17 protein-coding genes are annotated in these 20,035 nt (G+C 59.3%); 11 read left to right on the top strand and 6 right to left on the bottom strand.

The window, feature by feature from the left end:
* Nucleotides 1-440: 440 nt before the first annotated feature.
* From C725_RS14045 to C725_RS14030, 4 genes are all read right to left on the bottom strand, one after another.
* A complete protein-coding gene (locus C725_RS14045; RefSeq protein ID WP_149864703.1) occupies nucleotides 441-842 on the bottom strand; it encodes a hypothetical protein in 402 nt (133 codons plus the stop codon).
* A 556-nt stretch (nucleotides 843-1,398) separates the two neighbouring features.
* On the bottom strand, nucleotides 1,399-2,061 hold the full coding sequence (locus C725_RS14040; RefSeq protein WP_008603843.1) for a peroxiredoxin: 663 nt from the start codon (nucleotides 2,059-2,061) through the stop codon (nucleotides 1,399-1,401).
* Nucleotides 2,062-2,197: 136 nt separating this feature from the next.
* Nucleotides 2,198-4,783: a vitamin K epoxide reductase family protein gene (locus C725_RS14035; protein ID WP_008603842.1), complete on the bottom strand. Its 2,586-nt coding sequence runs from the start codon at nucleotides 4,781-4,783 to the stop codon at nucleotides 2,198-2,200.
* Nucleotides 4,784-4,881: 98 nt separating this feature from the next.
* The gene (locus C725_RS14030; protein WP_038283550.1) at nucleotides 4,882-5,325 is read right to left on the bottom strand and encodes a CBS domain-containing protein; all 444 of its coding nucleotides are present in this window, start codon (nucleotides 5,323-5,325) and stop codon (nucleotides 4,882-4,884) included.
* A 480-nt stretch (nucleotides 5,326-5,805) separates the two neighbouring features.
* On the opposite strand from C725_RS14030, the gene C725_RS14025 reads away from it, so the two are divergent.
* The 3 genes from C725_RS14025 to C725_RS14015 all read left to right on the top strand — a co-directional run bounded on the left by C725_RS14025 (nucleotide 5,806) and on the right by C725_RS14015 (nucleotide 8,620).
* Nucleotides 5,806-6,414, top strand: coding sequence for a methyltransferase family protein (locus tag C725_RS14025; protein ID WP_008603840.1), 609 nt, complete (start codon nucleotides 5,806-5,808; stop codon nucleotides 6,412-6,414).
* Nucleotides 6,415-6,691: 277 nt separating this feature from the next.
* Nucleotides 6,692-8,161 carry a multicopper oxidase family protein gene (locus tag C725_RS14020; protein ID WP_008603839.1) on the top strand — a complete coding sequence of 490 codons (1,470 nt, stop codon included), beginning with the start codon at nucleotides 6,692-6,694 and terminating at the stop codon, nucleotides 8,159-8,161.
* Between the two features lie 12 nt (nucleotides 8,162-8,173).
* A complete protein-coding gene (locus C725_RS14015; RefSeq protein ID WP_008603838.1) occupies nucleotides 8,174-8,620 on the top strand; it encodes a DUF411 domain-containing protein in 447 nt (148 codons plus the stop codon).
* A 14-nt stretch (nucleotides 8,621-8,634) separates the two neighbouring features.
* On the opposite strand, the gene C725_RS14010 is transcribed toward C725_RS14015, so the two are convergent.
* A complete protein-coding gene (locus C725_RS14010) occupies nucleotides 8,635-9,093 on the bottom strand; it encodes a Cu(I)-responsive transcriptional regulator (RefSeq protein WP_008603837.1) in 459 nt (152 codons plus the stop codon).
* A gap of 139 nt (nucleotides 9,094-9,232) precedes the next feature.
* On the opposite strand from C725_RS14010, the gene C725_RS14005 reads away from it, so the two are divergent.
* The 6 genes from C725_RS14005 to C725_RS13980 all read left to right on the top strand — a co-directional run bounded on the left by C725_RS14005 (nucleotide 9,233) and on the right by C725_RS13980 (nucleotide 16,814).
* A complete protein-coding gene (locus C725_RS14005) occupies nucleotides 9,233-9,499 on the top strand; it encodes a hypothetical protein (protein ID WP_008603835.1) in 267 nt (88 codons plus the stop codon).
* Between the two features lie 83 nt (nucleotides 9,500-9,582).
* Entirely contained in the window at nucleotides 9,583-9,879 is a 297-nt protein-coding gene (locus C725_RS14000) for a hypothetical protein (protein ID WP_008603834.1), read from the top strand.
* Nucleotides 9,880-10,532: 653 nt separating this feature from the next.
* The gene (locus tag C725_RS13995) at nucleotides 10,533-11,768 is read left to right on the top strand and encodes a TolC family protein (RefSeq protein ID WP_038283539.1); all 1,236 of its coding nucleotides are present in this window, start codon (nucleotides 10,533-10,535) and stop codon (nucleotides 11,766-11,768) included.
* Between the two features lie 8 nt (nucleotides 11,769-11,776).
* Nucleotides 11,777-13,273: an efflux RND transporter periplasmic adaptor subunit gene (locus C725_RS13990; RefSeq protein ID WP_008603832.1), complete on the top strand. Its 1,497-nt coding sequence runs from the start codon at nucleotides 11,777-11,779 to the stop codon at nucleotides 13,271-13,273.
* Entirely contained in the window at nucleotides 13,270-16,437 is a 3,168-nt protein-coding gene (locus C725_RS13985) for an efflux RND transporter permease subunit (RefSeq protein WP_008603831.1), read from the top strand. The genes C725_RS13990 and C725_RS13985 overlap by 4 nt, the downstream gene beginning before the upstream one ends.
* Nucleotides 16,416-16,814: a copper-binding protein gene (locus C725_RS13980; protein WP_231679377.1), complete on the top strand. Its 399-nt coding sequence runs from the start codon at nucleotides 16,416-16,418 to the stop codon at nucleotides 16,812-16,814. Before C725_RS13985 ends, C725_RS13980 begins: the two co-directional genes overlap by 22 nt.
* Before the next feature lie 3 nt (nucleotides 16,815-16,817).
* On the opposite strand, the gene C725_RS16450 is transcribed toward C725_RS13980, so the two are convergent.
* Nucleotides 16,818-17,006, bottom strand: coding sequence for a hypothetical protein (locus C725_RS16450; protein WP_156313734.1), 189 nt, complete (start codon nucleotides 17,004-17,006; stop codon nucleotides 16,818-16,820).
* A gap of 136 nt (nucleotides 17,007-17,142) precedes the next feature.
* Between C725_RS16450 and C725_RS13975 the strand changes: the two genes are divergently transcribed.
* Both C725_RS13975 and C725_RS13970 read left to right on the top strand, forming a co-directional pair.
* Nucleotides 17,143-19,500 (top strand): heavy metal translocating P-type ATPase, encoded by a 2,358-nt coding sequence (locus C725_RS13975; RefSeq protein ID WP_008603828.1) that lies wholly within the window; start codon nucleotides 17,143-17,145, stop codon nucleotides 19,498-19,500.
* Nucleotides 19,497-20,021 (top strand): hypothetical protein, encoded by a 525-nt coding sequence (locus C725_RS13970; RefSeq protein ID WP_243442760.1) that lies wholly within the window; start codon nucleotides 19,497-19,499, stop codon nucleotides 20,019-20,021. Before C725_RS13975 ends, C725_RS13970 begins: the two co-directional genes overlap by 4 nt.
* Nucleotides 20,022-20,035: the final 14 nt, after the last annotated feature.

Here is a 20,035-nt window from a genome sequence, read left to right as displayed (position 1 = left end):
TACCAATCTGAAATGCGGAAATTGCTCTGAAGATGCTGTCGAGCGACTGCACGAGCTCGGCGGGAAATCACCGCAGGGATAGGTTGGATTGCCTTGGCCACCGCGGAGCCATGTGCGGGCTATTGCGCGCTATCCGCATTCCCAATCATTTGAACGAACCGGGAGGCTATCATCAGAACCACATCGGGATGATAATCGAATTGGAGTCCTTCGGGATTGGGGAGCTTTTTTGAACCTGTCGCAATTAAGACCGCTTTTTTTTCGCTCGATTCCGAAAATGCTTCCCCTCGAACATTGCCAAGGCGCATTTGTCTGTAGGACGTTGCGCGCAGAAGATCGTCTGAACCCTCATTGTCCGGTCGCGCTTTATAGGCCCCCGCAAAGTTTCGCTATCGCAGTAAAAGGAGCCAGTCCGAGTGTCGTTCTCTCAGAACCTCGGATTACATAAATGCTTTCATGAGAGTTGGCTCGAAATAGCCCCAGGCGGCCGCGATGAAGCTCATCACGGTTGCAACCAGGAGCAAAATTATCTGACGGTTCTTGAGCCATTTAACTGCGGCCTGGGAGTGGCAATGACTCTTATGCCGATACTTGCGCAGAACAATGAGCCAACTAGCCGCCACCGCAATCACCGAAAATGCGGTCATTGGCCAATGGAGCGAACCCAGAGGTGCCAAAACACTGCTCAGGCTCGCACTCAGCCCGGCGGCAACCAGCACCATCGGTAGAATGCAGCAAGAGCAAGCTGCCAAAACAGCAGCCGAACTGCTTATGATGCTAACAACGGTCGTCTTGCCGTCGTGCAAAGGTAGTGGTTCGACAGCATGAGTCGGTTCGGCCATCAAGCGACTAGCAACCACGAACGGCCCTTACCCATATGAAGTCTTCAAATAGGTCTGCCATAGTACTCTTTCGAACAGAGGCTTCACACGCGAGGGTTCATTGTATTTCGCGGATGTGGCATAGCCCTCCACCAAATGAAGGTCGAGGTCAATTGCGTCAAACTTTCTGACAGCTCCTCAACCCCGTCACGCAGCTGAGGTGTCCAAGCTCGGCGGACGCCGCAGTCCTTTGACCAACATAGCCGCGCTCAACAGCTATTGTACCTGAAAGGCGGAACCCCGCGCCAGGGTTGGGTGAAGCGCGGGGTTCCTGAACGGCCCCGGGACACCTGCGATCCGCAGGGTTCAGGGGGAGGTGGGGCCGCCATTCGATTAACGAGGAGAAAACCGATCGGGACCGGATTTGGTTTTACCGTACACCTAATCGCTTACGCTTCTTGCCAATCTATATATCGAACAGATAGATCCACTCGCAGGTGTGGCGACGCGCTCAAATCCTAGCATGAGCATGCTATATTCACGCCGACATGCAATTGCTGGCAACCTGCTCGCGCAATTAGTCGATCGGTTCTTGGATCACACGCAAATACGGTTTCTTTTCGTCCCAGCCATCGGGATATTTGGCTTTCGCATCTTCGTCCGACAAGGAAGGCGGAATGATCACATCATCACCCTTCTGCCAATTAACCGGTGTCGCTACACCCTTGCGTTCGGTGAGTTGCACCGAATCCAGCAGCCGGAGCACTTCATCGAAATTCCGCCCGCTGCTCATCGGATAAAGCAGCATGGCGCGAATTTTCTTGTCTGGCCCGATGATATAGACAGCGCGGACGGTGGCGTTATCGGCTGCGGTTCGCCTCTCCGCATTACCCGCTTCGTCGGCCGGCAGCATATTATAAAGCTTGGCGACCTGAAGGTCGCTGTCGCCGACCACGGGATAGTCGACCTTATTTCCACTCACCTCCTCGATATCGGGAAGCCAATCGCGATTATCCTGGCTGCTGTCGACCGAAAGGCCAATAATCTTGGTGTCGCGTTTGGCAAATTCCTCGCCAAGCCCGGCCATATAACCAAGCTCGGTCGTGCAAACCGGTGTAAATGCCTTGGGATGGGAAAAGAGGATTGCCCAGCTGTCACCCATCCAATCATGGAAGTGAATGTTTCCTTGTGTGGTCTGGGCTGTGAAATCGGGGGCTGTCGAGCCAATTGAAAGGGTCATGTAAAATACTCCTGCTTATTTTGTGGGTACTCAGGGCACATTTCTAGCGATGCTCTGAGAAGAATGCGGGTCCGACCTCGTCTTCATCCTGTTCCTAAAGGAAGAGCGCCAGATCCGCTTTGCTCGGGTCAACCGGTCATACGACAAACCGATCCCAGCCAGCATAATGCTCACCGCTACGCTTGCCTTGAGGCAGGCTCAGTCCGATCAAAAGCAGACCGACCGCAACCGACGCCACCGTTCCGGCAGACGACGCTCCCGCTAGGAGGAATGGCGCTGCGACAAGCCAAGCTCCGAATGCAGCGTTTATGAAGCGCAGGGTGCGCGCGACTTCCGCAGTCGCGATGATTGCCACCGTAATCACCAAAGCACCCACCACGTGATCGCTGTTGGCCATCGCCCCCTCGCTGCCAAGCGTTATCCTTGTCAGCATCAACCAGGCTCCCAGAGCCGTGCTGGCCATCAGGGTCCACGGGAAGGTCACGCCGCGCACCGTGTTGTTCCAGATCGAGCGCGCATCGGTCATATAGTCGGTATCGTCGATTTCGCCGTGTGCCACCGCGCCGCCCTTGAAGAAGGTTCGGACGAGCGGTTTTCCTTCCTTTTTCGACCAGTAGAGATACTGCCCCATGGCGATGACTTCATCGAGAGAGAACGGGATCATGATAAGCATCGCAAGGGCAGCAATCAGCGCCGGCGTACTCCACGTTCCGATCACGATCGGCTGAATGATCACGAAATAGATACTGACCACACCCAGCGGAATGACCAGAATGCCGAAGAAGGTGACCATCCACGGCATGGTGCGCCAGCGTGCGCGGGTTCCCATGACCGCCATCAGGATTTCAAGCACATAGCTGACCGCTCCAAGCCCGGCATCCGGGATCGGCCAGGCCTTGGATACATCTGAAGTGATGATTTCCTCGGTCCCGTTCTTGGGATCTGCGAGCGATCCGGAGAAAAACGGCTCCCACGCCATATCGATATGGCCAAGCTGGTAGGAGGTGAGCATGCGCGATATCAAAAGGCCGATAATGCCCATCGCAACAATCGGGAATCGCTGGGCATCGGTCGAGGGACTGTAGGTCCACCCGGGCGGGATGGACTTCTTGTCCATCATCCCTTCCATGCTCATTCCGGGCATCATCGGCACCAGCACGGAAAATGCGATTGCCAATGTACCGACAAGCATATTGGTCAGATATTGGGCCGCGCTCGGACTCCAGAAGAACAAGGGCGCGAAAAGCAGCCAGATACCGATAAAGGCTGTCGCCCACTGCCCTAGCCATGCGGTACGCTTCGAAAGCGACATCGCGCCGAAAATCATCAATGCGATCCCGCTCAGCATATCGCTCAGAGCAAGAGCGTTGGCCCGCCATTCGATCGACGGCAAACCCCGCTCGAGAGTGACCGCTACGACCGACGCACGGGCAGTATCGGCGGATACGACGTCATAAACACCCGGACTTGCAGCAAGCCAGAGGCCGAGTCCGATGACAGCAAACTGCGTCCAGCGGGTACCGCGCTGGGGTCCGTCCATATGCTGCATATCGCCGTCCATATTGTTCATGTCGCCGTCCATCTGGTGCCCATCATGCGCGATATCGGTGTCTTGCGATTGAGGTCGCGCCGGTTCGGTCTTCTCTGCGTCCGAACGCTTTGGATGCCAGGCCACGCGGGACGTGTTCAGCTTGTTCGTTTCGTACCAGTCCTGCGGGTCGGCTTTCAACGCGTCGATGATGATCGGAAGTGTGTCGCGGAGCGAGTGCTCTGGCTCCCACCCCAGCAGGTTCCGGGCACGTGAAATATCAAGAATGTAATGGGCGTTGGCGTCATCGACCATCCACTGCTTGACGAAGCCTTCATGGCCAAGGACTTCTTCCTCGACCCACGTGCCCAGTTTCGCCACGCTCTTTGGAATGCGCACTGTCGTCCATTCCTTGCCGTGGATCTGGCAATGGACGATGTCCTGTATCTCGGCATAGCCCAGCGTTTCGGGCTCGCCGACAAGTATCGGCAAATCGTCCTCGAGGTCAGCGCGACGCGCGATAGTCTGCTCGACCGCCTTGATCAGATCTTCAAGATGCAGTGCCGATTGTGCAGCGCACAACATCCCCGGATACAGATGCGCCGACACGCGGTGCTCATAGACGCCGGCAATCTGTTCGGCGAGAAAGGCGGAATGCCCCTTGTCGTCGTAGACCCCGGCAAACCGCAGGAACACAACCGGAATGTCGCCACGGTTCTCGCGCAGCACCTGTTCCGCATCGGCCTTCGATTGAGGGTAAGGCCAGGTCGGTCCAAGCGGACTGGATTCGTCGATACGTACGCCCGGCAGCGGTTTGGGCTCGTGAACAAGCATGGAGCTTGCATAGATGAACTGTTCGATGTCGAAGGCCTGCAGCTCCGTGATCAGTCGGCGTGAACCCTCGACGTTGACCGTCTCGTAGAGAGGATTGGGCTCGCCGGTGATATCGAAATAGGCGGCCAGGTGGATGCAGGCGGCAAGCTGGTCTCCGAAATCGTCCCTGACCTTTTCGAGGGCAGCAGACACGGACGCGTCATCGGCGAGATCTATCGAATAAGAAGCGGCGAGATCGGGATTATCCTCGACGGGAGACCGGTCGAGACCAATCACGCGATATGTCCTGCCGAGGCGCTGCGTCAGCGCGCGCCCAATATATCCGTTCGCGCCTGTAATCAGAACGATACGCTTGTCCATGGGAGTGCCCTCGATTTGGTAGCCGGAAGATGTTCGACTTCGGTACGATGAAGACGGCAGCCGCTCCCTTCAAGGAGCGGCTGCTGCATGTCGCCGCCCTAACAACAGCCGGAGGATTTCCCATCTGCGCGTGACTGGGAAACTTCCTGCACGAGCTCGGCCGTCTTCGCATCGCTTCCGGTACGGGCGACATCGGCTTGCGAAACCATGCCGCAGCATTTCCCGTCATCGTCGATAACCGGGACACGGCGAACCTGGTTTTTCTCCATGGATGCCAGACAGTCTTCCAGAGAGGTGTCGGGAGTAACGCTGACAACCGACCGGGTCATCACGTCTCCGACGCGTGTCTCCGCCGACATTCCCTCAGCGATGGCCCGGCAACACACGTCGCGATCCGTGATCACGCCGACAAGACCACCCTCATCGTCGACGACCGGGATTTGCCCGCAATCATTTTCGACCATAAGTGTGGCAGCGTCCTGAAGACTTTGGTCTTCCTTGCAGCATGCCGGATCGCTAGTCATAATTTCGCTGGTTTTCATCTGTCTCTCCAAAAGTTTGGCGTTCCGTTCGATGGGAAGCCATCTCCGCCAAATCAAATGGAGGACGTGACCGCCGCATCGAATCGTCGGGTCCAGCAAACCTAATGTTTGACATCATGGGAAGGTCAAGGCCGGCTCGCAAGATTCCAGACTTTCAACAATTTGGTGCCGGGTCCGTTTCCTTGGCCCAAGGCTGTAACGACCAAGGATGGGTTTGTCTCAATCGAGACCTTTATTCGTGCTTGATGCAAATACCTCTTGACCCTCCAACGATGGTAAGCGGCACCTTGGTGCCGGGCCCCGGAGAGTGGACCGTCGCAGGCTGTTCGGTGTGGAGCTGCGGAATGAGCCGCAGCATATCCCCGGTCTGTGGCGATGCCAGAACTGCGTGGCAGCGGGCTGCATTACGCAAGACAGGAAACCCTGTCGGCATAGGCAAGCGAAGGGGAAAAACCGATGGCTTGGGGTTTAGCGGCGATCATGATCGTCATCGTATCGTGGATTTTCTACCGGTACTTCGCCCCGCGTGGATGGCGCGAATGGACCGGCGCCGGCCTTGTGCAGGCTTTCATCATCGCCCTCTATGCTGAAATGTTCGGCTTCCCTTTGACCGTATACCTTCTCATACGATCATTCGGGATCGATCGGGAGTATGTCAGCGCCAACCTGTGGTCGACACTCGTGGGTCTAGGCGAAACCGGGATGTTTGTCTCGATGCTGATAGGCTACTCGCTAGCGATCATCGGCGTGGGAATGTTCATTCACGGATGGCGCGCGGTCTATAAGGCGCGTCACGATGAACGGCTTGTCACCGATGGACTATATCGTTTCGTACGGCACCCGCAGTATACCGGGTTGTTTCTTGCTCTGTTCGGAGAAGGCGTCATTCACTGGCCGACAATCTTTTCGGCCGTTCTGTTCCCGGTGATCGTGCTCGCCTACTATCTTCTCGCCCGCAAGGAAGAACGCGACATGATCCGTAAATTTGGCGACGAGTATCGCGCTTATATGCGCAAGGTTCCAATGCTGCTGCCACGCCCCGGTCGTTGGAAAGAGCTGGCCAAGAGATCGCAGCAGCCAAGAAGCTAACGGCGACGATGACCATGCGCCAAATCTGAACCCGCATATCAAGAGAAGCGGCGCTGGACTCCGGCGAACGGTAGGCGCGAAGTTCGGGGTTGAGGACAATTGTCCTGCACCTGCCTGCGCGTCCTTCATACAGAGAAGTTTCGGGGTCTTCCGTGCCTTTAACGGTCTATGTCCAATAGGCGGCCTTGACCTTCCCATGATGGGAAGGACTACATTGTCGGTCGAACCTTAATCTGGCGATGCGGAGATGCTTTCTATGCAATCAAAAGAATCACGATTGACGCGCCGCGCGGTCCTCGCCGGTTCCGGTGCTCTGGCCATTGGCGGCGGATTGGCCGCCGTTCTGGGAGCCGGAGGTAGAACGCCGGTGGGTGCCAGCACAACCGCCGGCCGCCGCGTCCTCAAAACCGGAACGACCAGCGCGCCACTCGTCGGCGAAGCCTCTCAAATACCGGTGTGGGGTTACAATGGCTCGGTACCGGGTCCTGCTCTCAGGCTTGGGCAGGGAGAGGCCTTCGAGGTCCTGCTGGAAAACGCTCTCGAGGAAAAAACAACCATCCATTGGCACGGCGTTCGTGTTCCCAACGCGATGGATGGCGTTCCCCACCTCACCCAGCCCCCCGTGGAGCCCGGCGAAAGGTTCAGATATGCCTTTACGCCGGAGGATGCGGGCACTTTCTGGTACCATCCCCATCAGCGCAGCTTCGAGCAGGTCGGTCGCGGCCTCTACGGACCGCTCATTATCGAAGAGGCAGATCCGCCGCAGGTCGATCGCGACCTCGTCTGGATGCTCGACGACTGGAGGCTCAATGACCAGGGGCAAATAAGTGGAGGGTTCGGCAGTCGGCACGACGCGATGATGGCAGGCCGGATCGGCAACACGATCACTATCAACGGAAAGCCGGCGGCACCACTGATTGCGAGGCCGAATGAGCGGATCAGGCTGCGGCTCGTGAACGCTGCCAATGCCCGCATCTTCGGGCTCGATTTCGGTGAACTCGATCCAATGGTCGTCGCGCTCGACGGCCAGCCCGTCGAGCCTCACCGTCTAAGCGCGCCCCTGCTTCTCGGGCCGGCAATGCGGGCGGATCTGATCGTCGATTTCGATTATCCCGCCGGGACCCGGCATTCACTGCGCGATGTCTTCTATGATGGACTGGAATACGAACTCACCACATTCGAGTGTCAGGGCAAAGAGGTCAGGGAAAGGCGTCTGTCCGACCCAGCGCCGCTGCCGCCCAACCCTCTCGCCGAACCCGAACTGGCAACGGCCGAGCGTCACCGGATCATATTCGGGGGCGGGATGATGGGCATGATGGGGCGAACAGCCAGCGGCTCTGACGCGAGGAACGAACAACGAACCGGCTCCGGCATGATGATGGGGCGGATGGGAGGTTCGGGAATGATGTCCGGAGGAATGATGGGCTGGACCGTCAACGGCGTTTCGGCGAGCGGCCATGTTCACGATCCGATTATATCTGCCGTGCGAGGAACCACGCTTCTCCTCGACATGACCAATGAGACTGCGTGGTGGCACCCGATCCATCTGCATGGCCACAGTTTCCGCGTCTTGTCGCGCAATGGACAGCCGACACGATATCAAGAGTGGCAGGACACCGTCCTCATGGCGCCCGAAGAACGCGTCGAGATCGCGTTCGTAGCGGACAACCCGGGCGACTGGATGTTTCATTGCCATATTCTCGAACACCAGGCCGCAGGGATGATGGCCACCATTCGAGTTAACTGAAAGGAAAAACTGATGCGTTTGTTACCCAAGGTTTTGATGTCGTTTTCGGCCCTCGCGCTGCTGCCCTCGGCAGCGGCGGCACAGGAAGCAAGACCGTTTGCCACGATCTTCAAGAACCCTCAGTGCGGTTGCTGTGAGAGCTACGGCGACTATCTCGAAGCCAGCGGATATGAGGTGAAGATGGTCGCGACCCACGACCTCGCCCTAATCAAGGAACGCCAGGGTGTGCCCGCCGGGCTCGAGGGATGCCACACGATGCTCATCGGCGGCTACTTCGTCGATGGACATGTGCCGACCGACAGCGTTGACCGCCTGCTGGAGGAACGCCCGCGGACTTCAGGCATCACGCTTCCCGGCATGCCTGCAGGTTCGCCGGGCATGGGCGGTGCCAAGACAGGCACGTGGACGATTACGGGCGTAAGAACGGATCGTACCACGAGCGTCTTTGCGCGATACTGAGCACCGTCCGAAGCCTAGCAAACGCGCTCGAAGCCAAACTTGTGACCAACGTCCTTGGCACGAGCCGGATTGGCATCGTCCGCGAGGTCCTTGAGGATGGGACAGTCGGGACGTTCGTCATTCGTGCAATTCTCGAAAAGATGTTCGAGCGCGTCTATCATCGAATGGATTTCGGCAGCCTTCGATCGCAGGGCCGAAAGATGGCCATCCGCTACTCGGCGCACGTCCTTGCTCGCTCGGGCGCTATCTTTCCATAAATCGAGCAGTTCGGAAATATCGTCGACCGAAAAGCCCAGATTGCGGGCGCGCCGCACAAACCGGAGCGTATGAATATCTGCCGGAGTGTAGAGGCGGTACCCGGCATCGGTCCGGTCCGCCGCCTCGATCAAACCGATCTTTTCATAATGTCGGATCATCTTGGCAGAAACCCCGCTCGCTGCAGCCGCCTCGCCAATCGTGTGTGAATGTTTCATGCGGGCGCTTTAACCTTCCAATGATGGGAATGCAAGGTGGCTGGCTGAAAGCCGAGAAAATCTCCACAAAATGCCTTGACCTTCCAATGATGGGAAGCCCTATCTTCTTCGTATTGGTTGATTCGATGAAGGAAAAGAAATGAACATCCCGTCGTCCCGCGCCCTGGTGCCGGTCTCTGCGACCGCCAGTACCTCGAATAAGAAGTCGGGCGTATCTTGTTCGGGTGTTTCGAGCCAGCGGCGCAAATGGCTGCTCGCAGCCAGCGCTGTTTTGGCACTCGCTGCGCTTGCGCTCGGATCCATGTGGCTCGGCTTCGCAGCAATTCTTCCGTTTCTTTATGTACTGCCCTGCCTGGCCATGCTTGCAATGTGCATGCGCAAGAACGGGACATCTACCGGGACGTGATTTCGATACGATTCGCATGTGTGCTCGCACGATGACCTGAAGATTTGTGCAGCGCGCTATTTGATAAATGAAAGGAAAACCCCATGAACAACTTCAAAATTACCGCGCTTGGTGCTCTTGCAACGATTGGCCTCGCATCAGCGGCCATAGCGCAGCCGAAGGTCGATCATCAGCCCGACAGAGCGCAAGGCGCGCAGCAACAGGAGCGCGGCGAGATGCGGGGCGAGATGCAGGGCGATATGTCCGGAATGGAGATGTCGGGCATGATGGCCATGATGAACGATCCCGAAATGCGCGCCGAAATGATGGAGATGATGCGTAACTGCAACGAAATGATGAAGAAAAAGCAGGAACAGATGTCGCAGGGCGAAGAAGGTTAAAACCGGGCGCCAATCTTTGTCGAATGCTTCACCCCCCACCTGCCCCGCACTAGCCTGCGGGGCAGGACCCTTTTGCTCATAAGAGCCAGCAAACTTCATGATAACACCTAGCCCGACAACAACGATTTTCCCTTGGCTGAGGCGGTTTGACTCGCGCCTGACTGCCAAGTCGCGCCCTCTTGGTGCCGGGTGATCGGAATGCTGCGCGCATTCGGCCTCATTCTGATTGGATTTGGACTTTTCGTCCAATCGGCAGCTCATGCGTCGACGCTTCCGCAGGAGCCGATAATGGTCGAGCGCCAGTGCGATGAACTGCTCACGTCTGGGGTTCCAAACGAAGGTGAAAAACCGCCTTGTGATAAGGTAGGCGCTGGTTGCCTTGTTTCGCTCGGCTGTATCGCGCCGATGGCGATTGGCAACGATGCGTCGGAAGTACGCACGCTGTCAGCCGCGCGCTTGCGATTCACCGGTTTCGGCAGCTCTACACCGGGTGAGACTGGAGCAGGACCGGAACCGCCACCTCCGCAAGCTGAGGCCTGAATTCGGTGCAGGGGGATCTCTGCAAATTATGGCTGGACATTCTGCTGGCGCCAAAGTCGCTGGCTGATTGTCCCGAACGCGGACTGGTCGCGCACTCTAGCGGAATGAGAATCATGAAACGACTACGTTGGACCGCACTTCCGGTTCTGCTGGCTTTGGCGCCCGCAAGTTACGCCCAGTCGATTGGGTATGAAGAAACTTTGAGAGCCGCCGTGGCCGACCAGCCCCAGGTGAGAGCGCGAGAACTACAACTCGATGCCCGCCGCGAGGTCGCGGATGCTGCCGACGAACTGCCGGATCCCCGTCTTTATGCCGGGATACAGAATCTACCTGTAACGGGTCCGGCTGCATTCGAGCTTGATCGGCAGCTACCTACACAAATTCAAGTCGGGGTAGAGCAGCGTATCCCTAATCTTACAGAGCGCCGTGCCCGAGCGGGAATGGCCGTAGCCGACATCGATTTCGCAACGGCACAACTCGCACACACCCGTCATATGACGCGTCTCGGTGCGGGAGAAACGTGGATTTCGCTCGCTTACTCACAACAGGCCCTCAACGTCGCCGATGACGCCCTTGCGCAGATAGAAAGGCTCGTGCCCCTGGCGCGAAGCGCCGTTGCGGCGGGATCGGCGAGGCCGGGTGAAAGCCTCGAAATTCGCCGGGCCGTTCTGGAGGTCGAGGATATGCGGACGCGCATCGACGCTGATCGCGAGGCGGCGCAGGCCATGCTTGCGCGATACATTGCCTTGCAAGACGCAACGGCGACTGGAAGCATTCCGGCGCCCGATGTCGATGTTGAACAACTTCGGGCGACCCTGGAATCTAATCCTGAAATTATTCTCGCTGTCGCACAGGTGCGCCAGGCCGAGGCGAGGATCGATCTTGCTCGGTCGGAGAAGCGGCCCGATTTCGGCATCAATGTCAGCTATGGCCGGCGCGATCCGATGTTCGGCGATGTCGTCTCGGTCATGGGCTCGATCACGCTCCCCATTTTTGCGGGCAGGCGGCAGAATCCGAGGATTGCCGCCGCTGAAACCGAAGCGAGCGCAGCGCAAGCGATTCAGCTTGATCGTTTGCGCGAACTGCAAGCGCAATTCGAGGCCGACCTTGCCGCCTGGCGCAGCGCATACCGGCAGTGGCAGCGAGCCACGGAGGAGTTGCTACCCCTCGCCCAAAGCCGTGCTGATCTGGAAAGGGCCAGCTTCGCGGCAAACCGCGCCGAACTGCTCGACGTCATCGAAGCGATCAAGGCGCTGGCGCTCTTACAAATCGAGATCCTTGAGCGTGAGGAGGCGACAGTTGAAGCCGCTACGACCTTGCGACTGACCTATACGGAGTTCCAGCCATGAGAGCCAAAATGGGAGCCGCGTGGGACAAACTGTCGCCGCGCCAGAAATCCTGGACGATGGCGGCAACGGTCGCCCTGATCAGCGTCACCGCAGGATACGGGTTATCGCAGCTGGGTGAGAGCGGAAGTCAGGCAAATGGCAACGGGGGATCATCCAGCGCCGAATGTGAGGACGTGCTTTACTGGTACGATCCGATGGTGCCGGGACAGCGTTTCGACGAGCCTGGAAAATCGCCGTTCATGGATATGGAACTTGTTCCCAAATGCGCTGGCGAGGAGGCCACCTCCGGGGTTCAGATCGACGCGGGGCTTGTCCAGAACTTCGGCATCCGCACCGCCGAGGCCGAATACGGCGTACTTGAGCCGGACGTGTCCGTTACCGGTGTTCTCGCTTACAACGGGCGGGACGTTGCAATTGTCCAGCCAAGGGCTGGCGGCTTTGTACAACGAACCTATGGGCGTGCTCCAGACGATGTGGTGAGCCGAGGCGCGCCGCTGGCCGATATTCTCGTACCCGAATGGGGAGGAGCGCAGCAGGAATATCTGGCCGTCCTGAACAGCGGCGATGAACAGCTTGCACAGGCCATGCGCGAGCGGATGCGGCTGCTCGGCATGTCGAATGGGCAAATTTCATCGGTGGGCCGGACCGGCCGCGCGCAGGCGACGATCACGGTCACCGCGCCGACCGGCGGGGCCATCACCATGCTCGGCGTGCGACCCGGCATGACCGTGATGGCAGGCCAGACCCTGGCGGAAATAACCGGATTCTCGCCGATCTGGCTCGAGGCATCGGTGCCCGAAACACAAGCAGCGAATATCCGGGTCGGCCAACCTGTCAGTGCAACCCTGACCGCGTTTCCCGATGAGAGATTTTCCGGACCGATCATCGCGATCTTGCCGAGCGCACAGGATGCCAGCCGGACAATCACCGTCCGCGCACAATTGCCCAATCCTTCCGGACGGCTCAAGCCGGGCATGTTCGCGCAGGTCTCGCTGACCCCCGACACCCGGCGCGCTCTGCTGGTTCCTTCCGAAGCGGTGATCCGGACCGGGCGCCGCACCATCGTCATGATCAAGCAGGACGAGGGCGGCTTCATGCCTGCCGAAGTCCGGATCGGCCGTGAGGCGGGAGGCAGGACCGAAGTGCTGGCCGGCCTTTCGCAAGGCGAAGAGGTCGTGACCTCGGGCCAGTTCCTGCTCGATTCCGAGGCAAGCCTGGCAGGGCTCGATGTTCGTGCGATCGATGAGGCAGGCCCGGACCGGGACGGTGAAGACCAACCAGCGACATTCAGCGCAATCGGGACGATCGAGAAGATTGCCGATGGCTCCGTCACGCTGCGGCACGGACCTGTCCCGCGGCTAGACTGGCCCGCCATGACGATGAGTTTCCGCACGAAGAATGCAGCGCAGATCAGCGGGTTCGAGGAAGGCGATAGAGTGCGCTTTACCTTCACCCAGCAGGACGCCGGCCCCCGTATCGAGACCATCAGGAGTGCCGGGCAATGATCGCGCGCATTATCGATGCCTCGATCGCCAATCGGCTTTTCATCGTCCTCGCCGCCATAGCTGTGACCCTTGGCGGGTTCTGGGCCGTCCGCACAACTCCGGTCGATGCTTTGCCCGATCTGTCCGATGTCCAGGTTGTCGTCCGATCCAACTATCCGGGCCAGGCGCCCCGGATTGTCGAGGACCAGGTGACCTACCCGATGGCCACGACCATGCTGTCGGTGCCGGGAGCGAAGACCGTACGCGGCTACTCGATGTTCGGCGACAGCTACGTCTATATCATTTTCGAGGACGGTACCGACCTTTACTGGGCACGGTCGCGGGTGCTCGAATATCTCAATCAGGTGCAGAACCGCCTGCCCGAGGGTGTTACGAGCACGCTCGGTCCGGATGCGACGGGCGTGGGGTGGATTTACGAATATGCGCTTGTCGACCGCACCGGCGGACATGATCTGGCGGGGCTGCGAAGCCTGCAGGACTGGTTCCTGCGATACGAGCTCAAGACCATTCCAGGCATCGCCGAAGTGGCGAGTGTCGGCGGCATGGTCAAACAATACCAGGTCGTGCTCGAACCTTACCGGATGGCATCGTTCGGCGTCACGCATGCCGAGATCGTAAACGCCATCCAGTCGTCCAACCAGGAGGCCGGCGGTTCGATCGTCGAGATGGGTGAGGCCGAATACATGGTACGCGCGTCGGGCTATCTGACGACGCTGGACGATTTCCGCGAGATTCCCCTCAGGACTGCAACTGGCGGGGTTCCGGTTACCCTTGGCGATGTCGCCACAATCCAGGTCGGGCCGGAGCTGCGCCGCGGCATTGCCGAGCTCAACGGCGAAGGAGAGGTCGCCGGCGGCATCATCGTTCTCAGACAGGGCGCGGACGCTCGCAGCGCAATCCAGGCGGTCGAGGAAAAGCTGGACGAATTGCAGGCGAGCCTTCCCGAGGGCGTCGAGATCGTCACCACCTACGACCGATCGCAGCTTATCGACGCCTCGGTGGAGAATTTGACGACCAAGCTGATCGAGGAGTTCATCGTCGTCGCGCTCGTATGCGCCCTTTTCCTGTGGCACGCGCGCTCAGCGCTGGTCGCGATCATAACCCTTCCCCTGGGCGTGCTGGCGGCGTTCATCGTGATGCGTTTCCAGGGGGTGAATGCCAATATCATGTCGCTGGGCGGGATCGCTATCGCGGTCGGCGCCATGGTCGATGCAGCCGTTGTGATGATCGAAAATGCGCACAAGCATCTCGAGCGATGGGAGCATGAAAATCCCGAGACGGTGCTTTCGGTCAACGAACGCTGGCGCATCATTGCCGATGCTTCGAAAGAGGTCGGACCCGCGCTGTTTTTCAGCCTTCTGATCATAACCTTGTCGTTCCTGCCCGTGTTTACCCTGCAAGCCCAGGAAGGCCGGTTGTTTGCACCGCTTGCCTTCACCAAGACCTATGCCATGGCGGCCGCTGCGCTGCTGTCGGTTACGCTGGTTCCGGTGATGATGGGCTGGCTGATCAGGGGTAAGATACCGTCAGAAGACTCCAATTTCCTCAATCGCTGGCTGACCAGGATTTACCGACCGGGGCTTAATTGGGTGATGCGCTGGCCCAAAGCCACGCTCGCGGTTGCAGGCGCAATCTTCCTCACCACGCTGATCCCCTTCTCGCAGCTCGGCGGAGAGTTTCTCCCGCCGCTCGACGAGGGCGATCTGCTCTACATGCCGAGCGCCCTTCCCGGTCTATCGCCAGGCGAGGCCTCGGCGCTGCTGCAGCGGACCGACCGCCTCATCAAATCGGTACCGGAAGTCGAAACAGTCTTCGGCAAGGCCGGCCGTGCAGATACGGCTACCGACCCGGCTCCGCTCACCATGTTCGAGACCACGATCCGGTTCCGGCCGCGGGAGGAATGGCGCGAAGGCATGACGACCGATGCGCTGATCGAAGAACTCGACCGGGTCGTTCAAGTGCCCGGTCTCGCCAATGTCTGGGTACCCCCTATCCGTAATCGCATCGATATGCTTGCGACCGGAATCAAGAGCCCGATCGGCGTTAAGGTCTCGGGCGAGGATCTTGCCGAGATCGAACGGGTGGCGCTCGAGGTCGAGGGTGTGGCAAAGACGATCCCCGGCGTCAGTTCGGCTCTGGCCGAGAGGCTTTCCGGCGGGCGCTATGTCGATGTCGACATCGATCGCGCCGCAGCGGCGAGGTACGGCCTTAACATCTCCGATGTCCAGCAGATCGTCTCGGGCGCTATAGGCGGGGCCAATGTCGCGCGGACTGTCGAAGGCCTGGCGCGCTATCCGATCAATGTGCGCTACCCCCGTGAAATTCGTGACAGCGTGGACGAATTGCGAACCTTGCCTCTGCTGACTCCGTCGGGACAACAGATTACGCTCGGCACGGTCGCACGGATCGGCGTCAGCGATGGCCCTCCCATGCTCAAGAGCGAGCAGGGACGATTGACCAGCTACATCTATGTGGATGTGCGCGACCGCGATCTTACATCGGTGGTTGCCGACCTCCAGGAAGCGGTTGCCGCGGGCGTCAATCTTCCGGCAGGCGTCAGCCTGTCCTACGCGGGTCAGTTCGAGTACCTTACCCGCGCCTACGAACGGCTGCAGATCGTCGTACCCGCCACGCTCGTCATCATTTTCCTGCTGCTCTATCTGATCTTCAGAAGGTGGGACGAGGCAATGCTTATCATGGGTACGCTGCCATTCGCCCTGTCAGGCGGCTACTGGCTCCTCTATCTGATGGGCTACAACCAGTCGGTCGCAACTGCCGTCGGATTCATTGCCCTGGCCGGTGTATCGGCCGAGTTCGGCGTGATCATGCTGATCTATCTCAAGGCAGCCCTCGAGAAACGAAGTGGTGATTTGAGTGCCGAGGAAGTGGATCAGGCGATCCGCGAAGGGGCGCTCTTGCGTGTCCGGCCCAAGGCGATGACCGTAGCGGTGATCCTTGCGGGTCTGTTCCCGATCTTGATCGGAACCGGAGCTGGCTCGGAGGTGATGAGCCGGATCGCGGCACCGATGATTGGCGGTATGATTACCGCGCCGCTCCTGTCCATGTTCGTACTTCCCGCCGCATATTTGCTGTTGCGGCGGCCCCGTCCGGAAAAACCGGTCAATCCCCAAGGAGAAGAAGAATGCGTACCACAACCTATATGATCTTGCTCGCAGCTCCGCTGGCATTGGCAGCTTGCGACAATGCCGCCGAAACAACCGAACAGCCTGGAACGATGATGTCCGACGACATGGCGGATGCCGATGCCATGCCGATGTCGGACGACATGCCGATGATGGATTCCGCCGCAGCTGGACAAGCCGGAAGCGGCGAAGGATCGGTTACGGAAATTAACGAGGCCGAGGGCAAGATCACGATCGATCACGGTCCGATCGCTGCGGTTGGCTGGCCGGCGATGACAATGGCCTTCTCCGCAGATGAGGACAGCATGGACAAGGTCGCGGTCGGCGATCGCGTCACCTTCGAATTTCAAACCACGGAAGGCGGCGGCGGCGAACTGACCGCGATTGCCAAGCAGTAAGGATCAGACAGCGCCGTGCCGAGATGGGCGCGGCGCTGGCTTCCGAGCTTTCTGAAATCCGACCTGACCATTGATACTGGAGATGACGATGACCTGCGATGGAATGATGCAGAACCCCATGATGATGCTGGCCATGGGTGCGGTCTGGATTGGATTGCTGGGCTTAATAATACTCGGGATCTTCGCACTCATAAAATATCTCAAGTCATGAGCTGTCCTCGTGGCGTCTGCAGACAAACATCTGGCGGGATCAGCTATTCGGCCATTGTGGAACGCCTGGTGCTTCGACAGAGTATTCGAACGACGCGCTCTTAATAGGGAATGACAGATGACCGACACTCTTTCCGACACGGCTGACAAGCCGGTCCCCAGCGGAACTGCCGTCGATCCGGTCTGCGGCATGAGCGTAGAAATCGAGGGCGCCAGCTTCGTCCACGAGCACAAAGGCTCACATCATTATTTCTGCTCCTCGCGCTGCCTTGACAAATTTCGGGCCGATCCTGAGCTCTACCTTTCGAACGCGCACCTCGATGCGGTCGAAGATGTTCCAAAAGGCGCAATCTATACCTGCCCGATGCATCCTGAAATACGCCAGCCAGGCCCGGGCTCCTGCCCGATCTGCGGAATGGCGCTCGAACCCGAAACGGTGAGTCTCGATGAAGGCCCCGATCCTGAACTCGTCGACATGCGGCGACGGTTCTGGTGGAGCGCACTCTTCACGCTGCCGCTCTTTGCCTACGCGATGGGCGACATGATCCCGTCGCGGCCGTTCGATCAGCTCATCGAACCCGCTTCCGCGCAGTGGCTGCAGCTTCTGCTGGCCACTCCGGTGGTGCTTTGGGGCGGCTGGCCCTTCTTCACCCGCGCGCTGCAATCGGTCCGGACCATGAACCTCAACATGTTCACCCTGATCGGCTTCGGCGTCGCCATCGCCTATCTGTTCAGCCTTGTGGCAACCCTCGCCCCGGACATCTTCCCCGAGGCTTTCCGCGATCATGCGGGCCGGGTCGGCGTCTATTACGAGGCCGCTGCAGTTATAACGACCTTGGTGCTGCTCGGGCAGGTGCTCGAACTCAAGGCGCGCGGATCGACATCGAGTGCCTTGCGAGCGCTTCTCGAACTCGCGCCCCCGACCGCGATGAAGATCTTCGGTCGCGGGGACGAGCGCGAAGTTCCGCTCGACGAATTGACGTCTGGGGACCTTCTGCGCGTGCGTCCGGGCGACAAGGTCCCCGTCGATGGCACGCTCGAGGATGGAAGCAGTGCCATCGACGAATCCATGATCAGTGGCGAGCCCATTCCCGTCAAGAAAAGCGCTGGCGATCCCGTGATCGGGGGCACTGTCAACCAGACCGGCAGCTTCACCATGCGCGCGACGCAGGTCGGCGCGGACACCATGCTCTCGAAGATCGTGCAGATGGTGGCGGAGGCGCAGCGCAGCCGGGCACCGATCCAGCGGCTCGCCGACCAGGTCACCGGATGGTTCGTGCCCATCGTCGTCCTTGTCGCTATCGTGAGTTTTGTCGTCTGGGCCATCTGGGGACCGGCACCGGCCCTTGCCTACGCGCTCGTCAACGCGGTCGCCGTTCTGATCATCGCCTGTCCCTGCGCGCTCGGACTGGCGACGCCAATGTCGATCATGACCGGCACCGGCAAGGGAGCCCAGCACGGCATCCTGATCAAGAACGCCGAAGCGCTCGAAACGCTGGAAAAGATCGATACGCTGGTTGTCGACAAGACCGGCACACTGACCCGGGGGAAGCCCGATCTTGTCGACGTAAAACCGCAGTCAGATTTCGACGAGCAGGAGTTGCTGAGCCTTGTCGCTGCCGTTGAGAGAGGAAGCGAGCATCCGCTCGCCCACGCGATCGTGGAAGGGGCTCAAAACAGGGGCGCTGCCATTCTCGACGCGTCCGATATCGAGTCCGTGACCGGCGAAGGCATCCAGGCAAATGTCGACAAGCGCAGGGTCGCGATCGGGAATGAAAAGATGATGGAGCGTATAGGGGCGCTCGAAGAAGGCTGGCGGTCAACGGCGGACGAAGGCCGAAGCCTTGGACAGACGGTGATGTTCGTGGCCGTGGACGGGGCACCGGCAGGCCTTATCGCTGTCGCCGATCCGATCAAGGAAACCAGCCGCACCGCTATTGCCGCTCTGCATGAGCGCGGCATCAAGATCGTGATGCTTACCGGCGACAGCGAAGCCACCGCGCGTGCGGTAGCAAGCCAGGTCGGCATCGATGAAGTCGAGGCCAATGTCTCGCCCGAGGACAAGCATCGCAAGATCGAGCAGTTGAAGGGTGAGGGCCGCCGGGTGGCAATGGCCGGCGACGGCATAAACGACGCACCCGCGCTCGCCGCTTCGCATGTCGGCATCGCAATGGGAACGGGTACCGATGTCGCGATCGAAAGTGCAGGTGTGACACTGGTCCGGGGTGATTTGGTGGGAGTGGTTCAGGCCATCGTCCTCTCGCGGGCCACTATGCGCAACATCAGGCAGAACCTGTTCTTCGCCTTTGCCTATAACGCACTCGGCATCCCGGTCGCAGCAGGTGTTCTTTATCCGTGGACTGGGCTCCTCCTCAACCCGATGATCGCCGCAGCAGCCATGAGCCTTTCTTCGGTCTCGGTCATTGGCAATGCCTTACGTCTGCGTGGAGTTACGCTTCCCAGGTTCGAGACATGAGTGATACAGGCCGGAACGATGTGACAGGAATGTCGGATGGAAGGACGGAGCCACTAGGTCAGCCTCCAGGATTTGAACGCGAATGGCGCGGTGCGCATCCCGCACTCTGGATCGCCATCTTCGGAATTCTTATCGCATTCGCCTGGGAGATGCTTCAGCTTCCTTTCTACCAGTCGGGAGGTCTGTCGCCTGCCGAGGCAGCACGTCGCTGCGGCCTGGCGTCGTTCGGCGATGCCGGGATCATGGTGGCCGCTTATCTCGGCGCCTCTGTCGGCAGTGGTAAAACGCCGTGGCTCGTAGACTGGCCGATCTCGCGTTTGGTCGTGTTCCTGGGAATCGGCCTGGCCGTTACTGCCATGGTCGAAGTGCTGGCTGTCGGTGCCGAATGGGGGTGGTCCTATAGTGCAATCATGCCGCTGGTGCCCGGAACCAAAATCGGCCTGGTACCGATCGCGATGTGGGTCGCGGTTCCTTCGGCCACTTTTTGGCTCGCGCGCCGTCTCGGCACCGGACCCCGCTGATCTCAAACCGGGAT

Source organism: Pacificimonas flava (assembly GCF_000342165.1).
Taxonomy (GTDB): domain Bacteria; phylum Pseudomonadota; class Alphaproteobacteria; order Sphingomonadales; family Sphingomonadaceae; genus Pacificimonas; species Pacificimonas flava.
This window is presented reverse-complemented; position numbering and strand designations above follow the sequence as displayed.

Coding starts and splice junctions, on each gene's coding strand:
- C725_RS14015 (WP_008603838.1), top strand. CDS start 8,174: ATGCGTTTGTTACCCAAGGTTTTGATGTCGTTTTCGGCCCTCGCGCTG.
- C725_RS13985 (WP_008603831.1), top strand. CDS start 13,270: ATGATCGCGCGCATTATCGATGCCTCGATCGCCAATCGGCTTTTCATC.
- C725_RS13970 (WP_243442760.1), top strand. CDS start 19,497: ATGAGTGATACAGGCCGGAACGATGTGACAGGAATGTCGGATGGAAGG.
- C725_RS13990 (WP_008603832.1), top strand. CDS start 11,777: ATGGGAGCCGCGTGGGACAAACTGTCGCCGCGCCAGAAATCCTGGACG.
- C725_RS13980 (WP_231679377.1), top strand. CDS start 16,416: ATGCGTACCACAACCTATATGATCTTGCTCGCAGCTCCGCTGGCATTG.
- C725_RS14030 (WP_038283550.1), bottom strand. CDS start 5,325: ATGAAAACCAGCGAAATTATGACTAGCGATCCGGCATGCTGCAAGGAA.
- C725_RS14005 (WP_008603835.1), top strand. CDS start 9,233: ATGAACATCCCGTCGTCCCGCGCCCTGGTGCCGGTCTCTGCGACCGCC.
- C725_RS14035 (WP_008603842.1), bottom strand. CDS start 4,783: ATGGACAAGCGTATCGTTCTGATTACAGGCGCGAACGGATATATTGGG.
- C725_RS13995 (WP_038283539.1), top strand. CDS start 10,533: ATGAAACGACTACGTTGGACCGCACTTCCGGTTCTGCTGGCTTTGGCG.
- C725_RS14045 (WP_149864703.1), bottom strand. CDS start 842: ATGGCCGAACCGACTCATGCTGTCGAACCACTACCTTTGCACGACGGC.
- C725_RS14010 (WP_008603837.1), bottom strand. CDS start 9,093: ATGAAACATTCACACACGATTGGCGAGGCGGCTGCAGCGAGCGGGGTT.
- C725_RS16450 (WP_156313734.1), bottom strand. CDS start 17,006: ATGAGTGCGAAGATCCCGAGTATTATTAAGCCCAGCAATCCAATCCAG.
- C725_RS14040 (WP_008603843.1), bottom strand. CDS start 2,061: ATGACCCTTTCAATTGGCTCGACAGCCCCCGATTTCACAGCCCAGACC.
- C725_RS14025 (WP_008603840.1), top strand. CDS start 5,806: ATGATCGTCATCGTATCGTGGATTTTCTACCGGTACTTCGCCCCGCGT.
- C725_RS13975 (WP_008603828.1), top strand. CDS start 17,143: ATGACCGACACTCTTTCCGACACGGCTGACAAGCCGGTCCCCAGCGGA.
- C725_RS14000 (WP_008603834.1), top strand. CDS start 9,583: ATGAACAACTTCAAAATTACCGCGCTTGGTGCTCTTGCAACGATTGGC.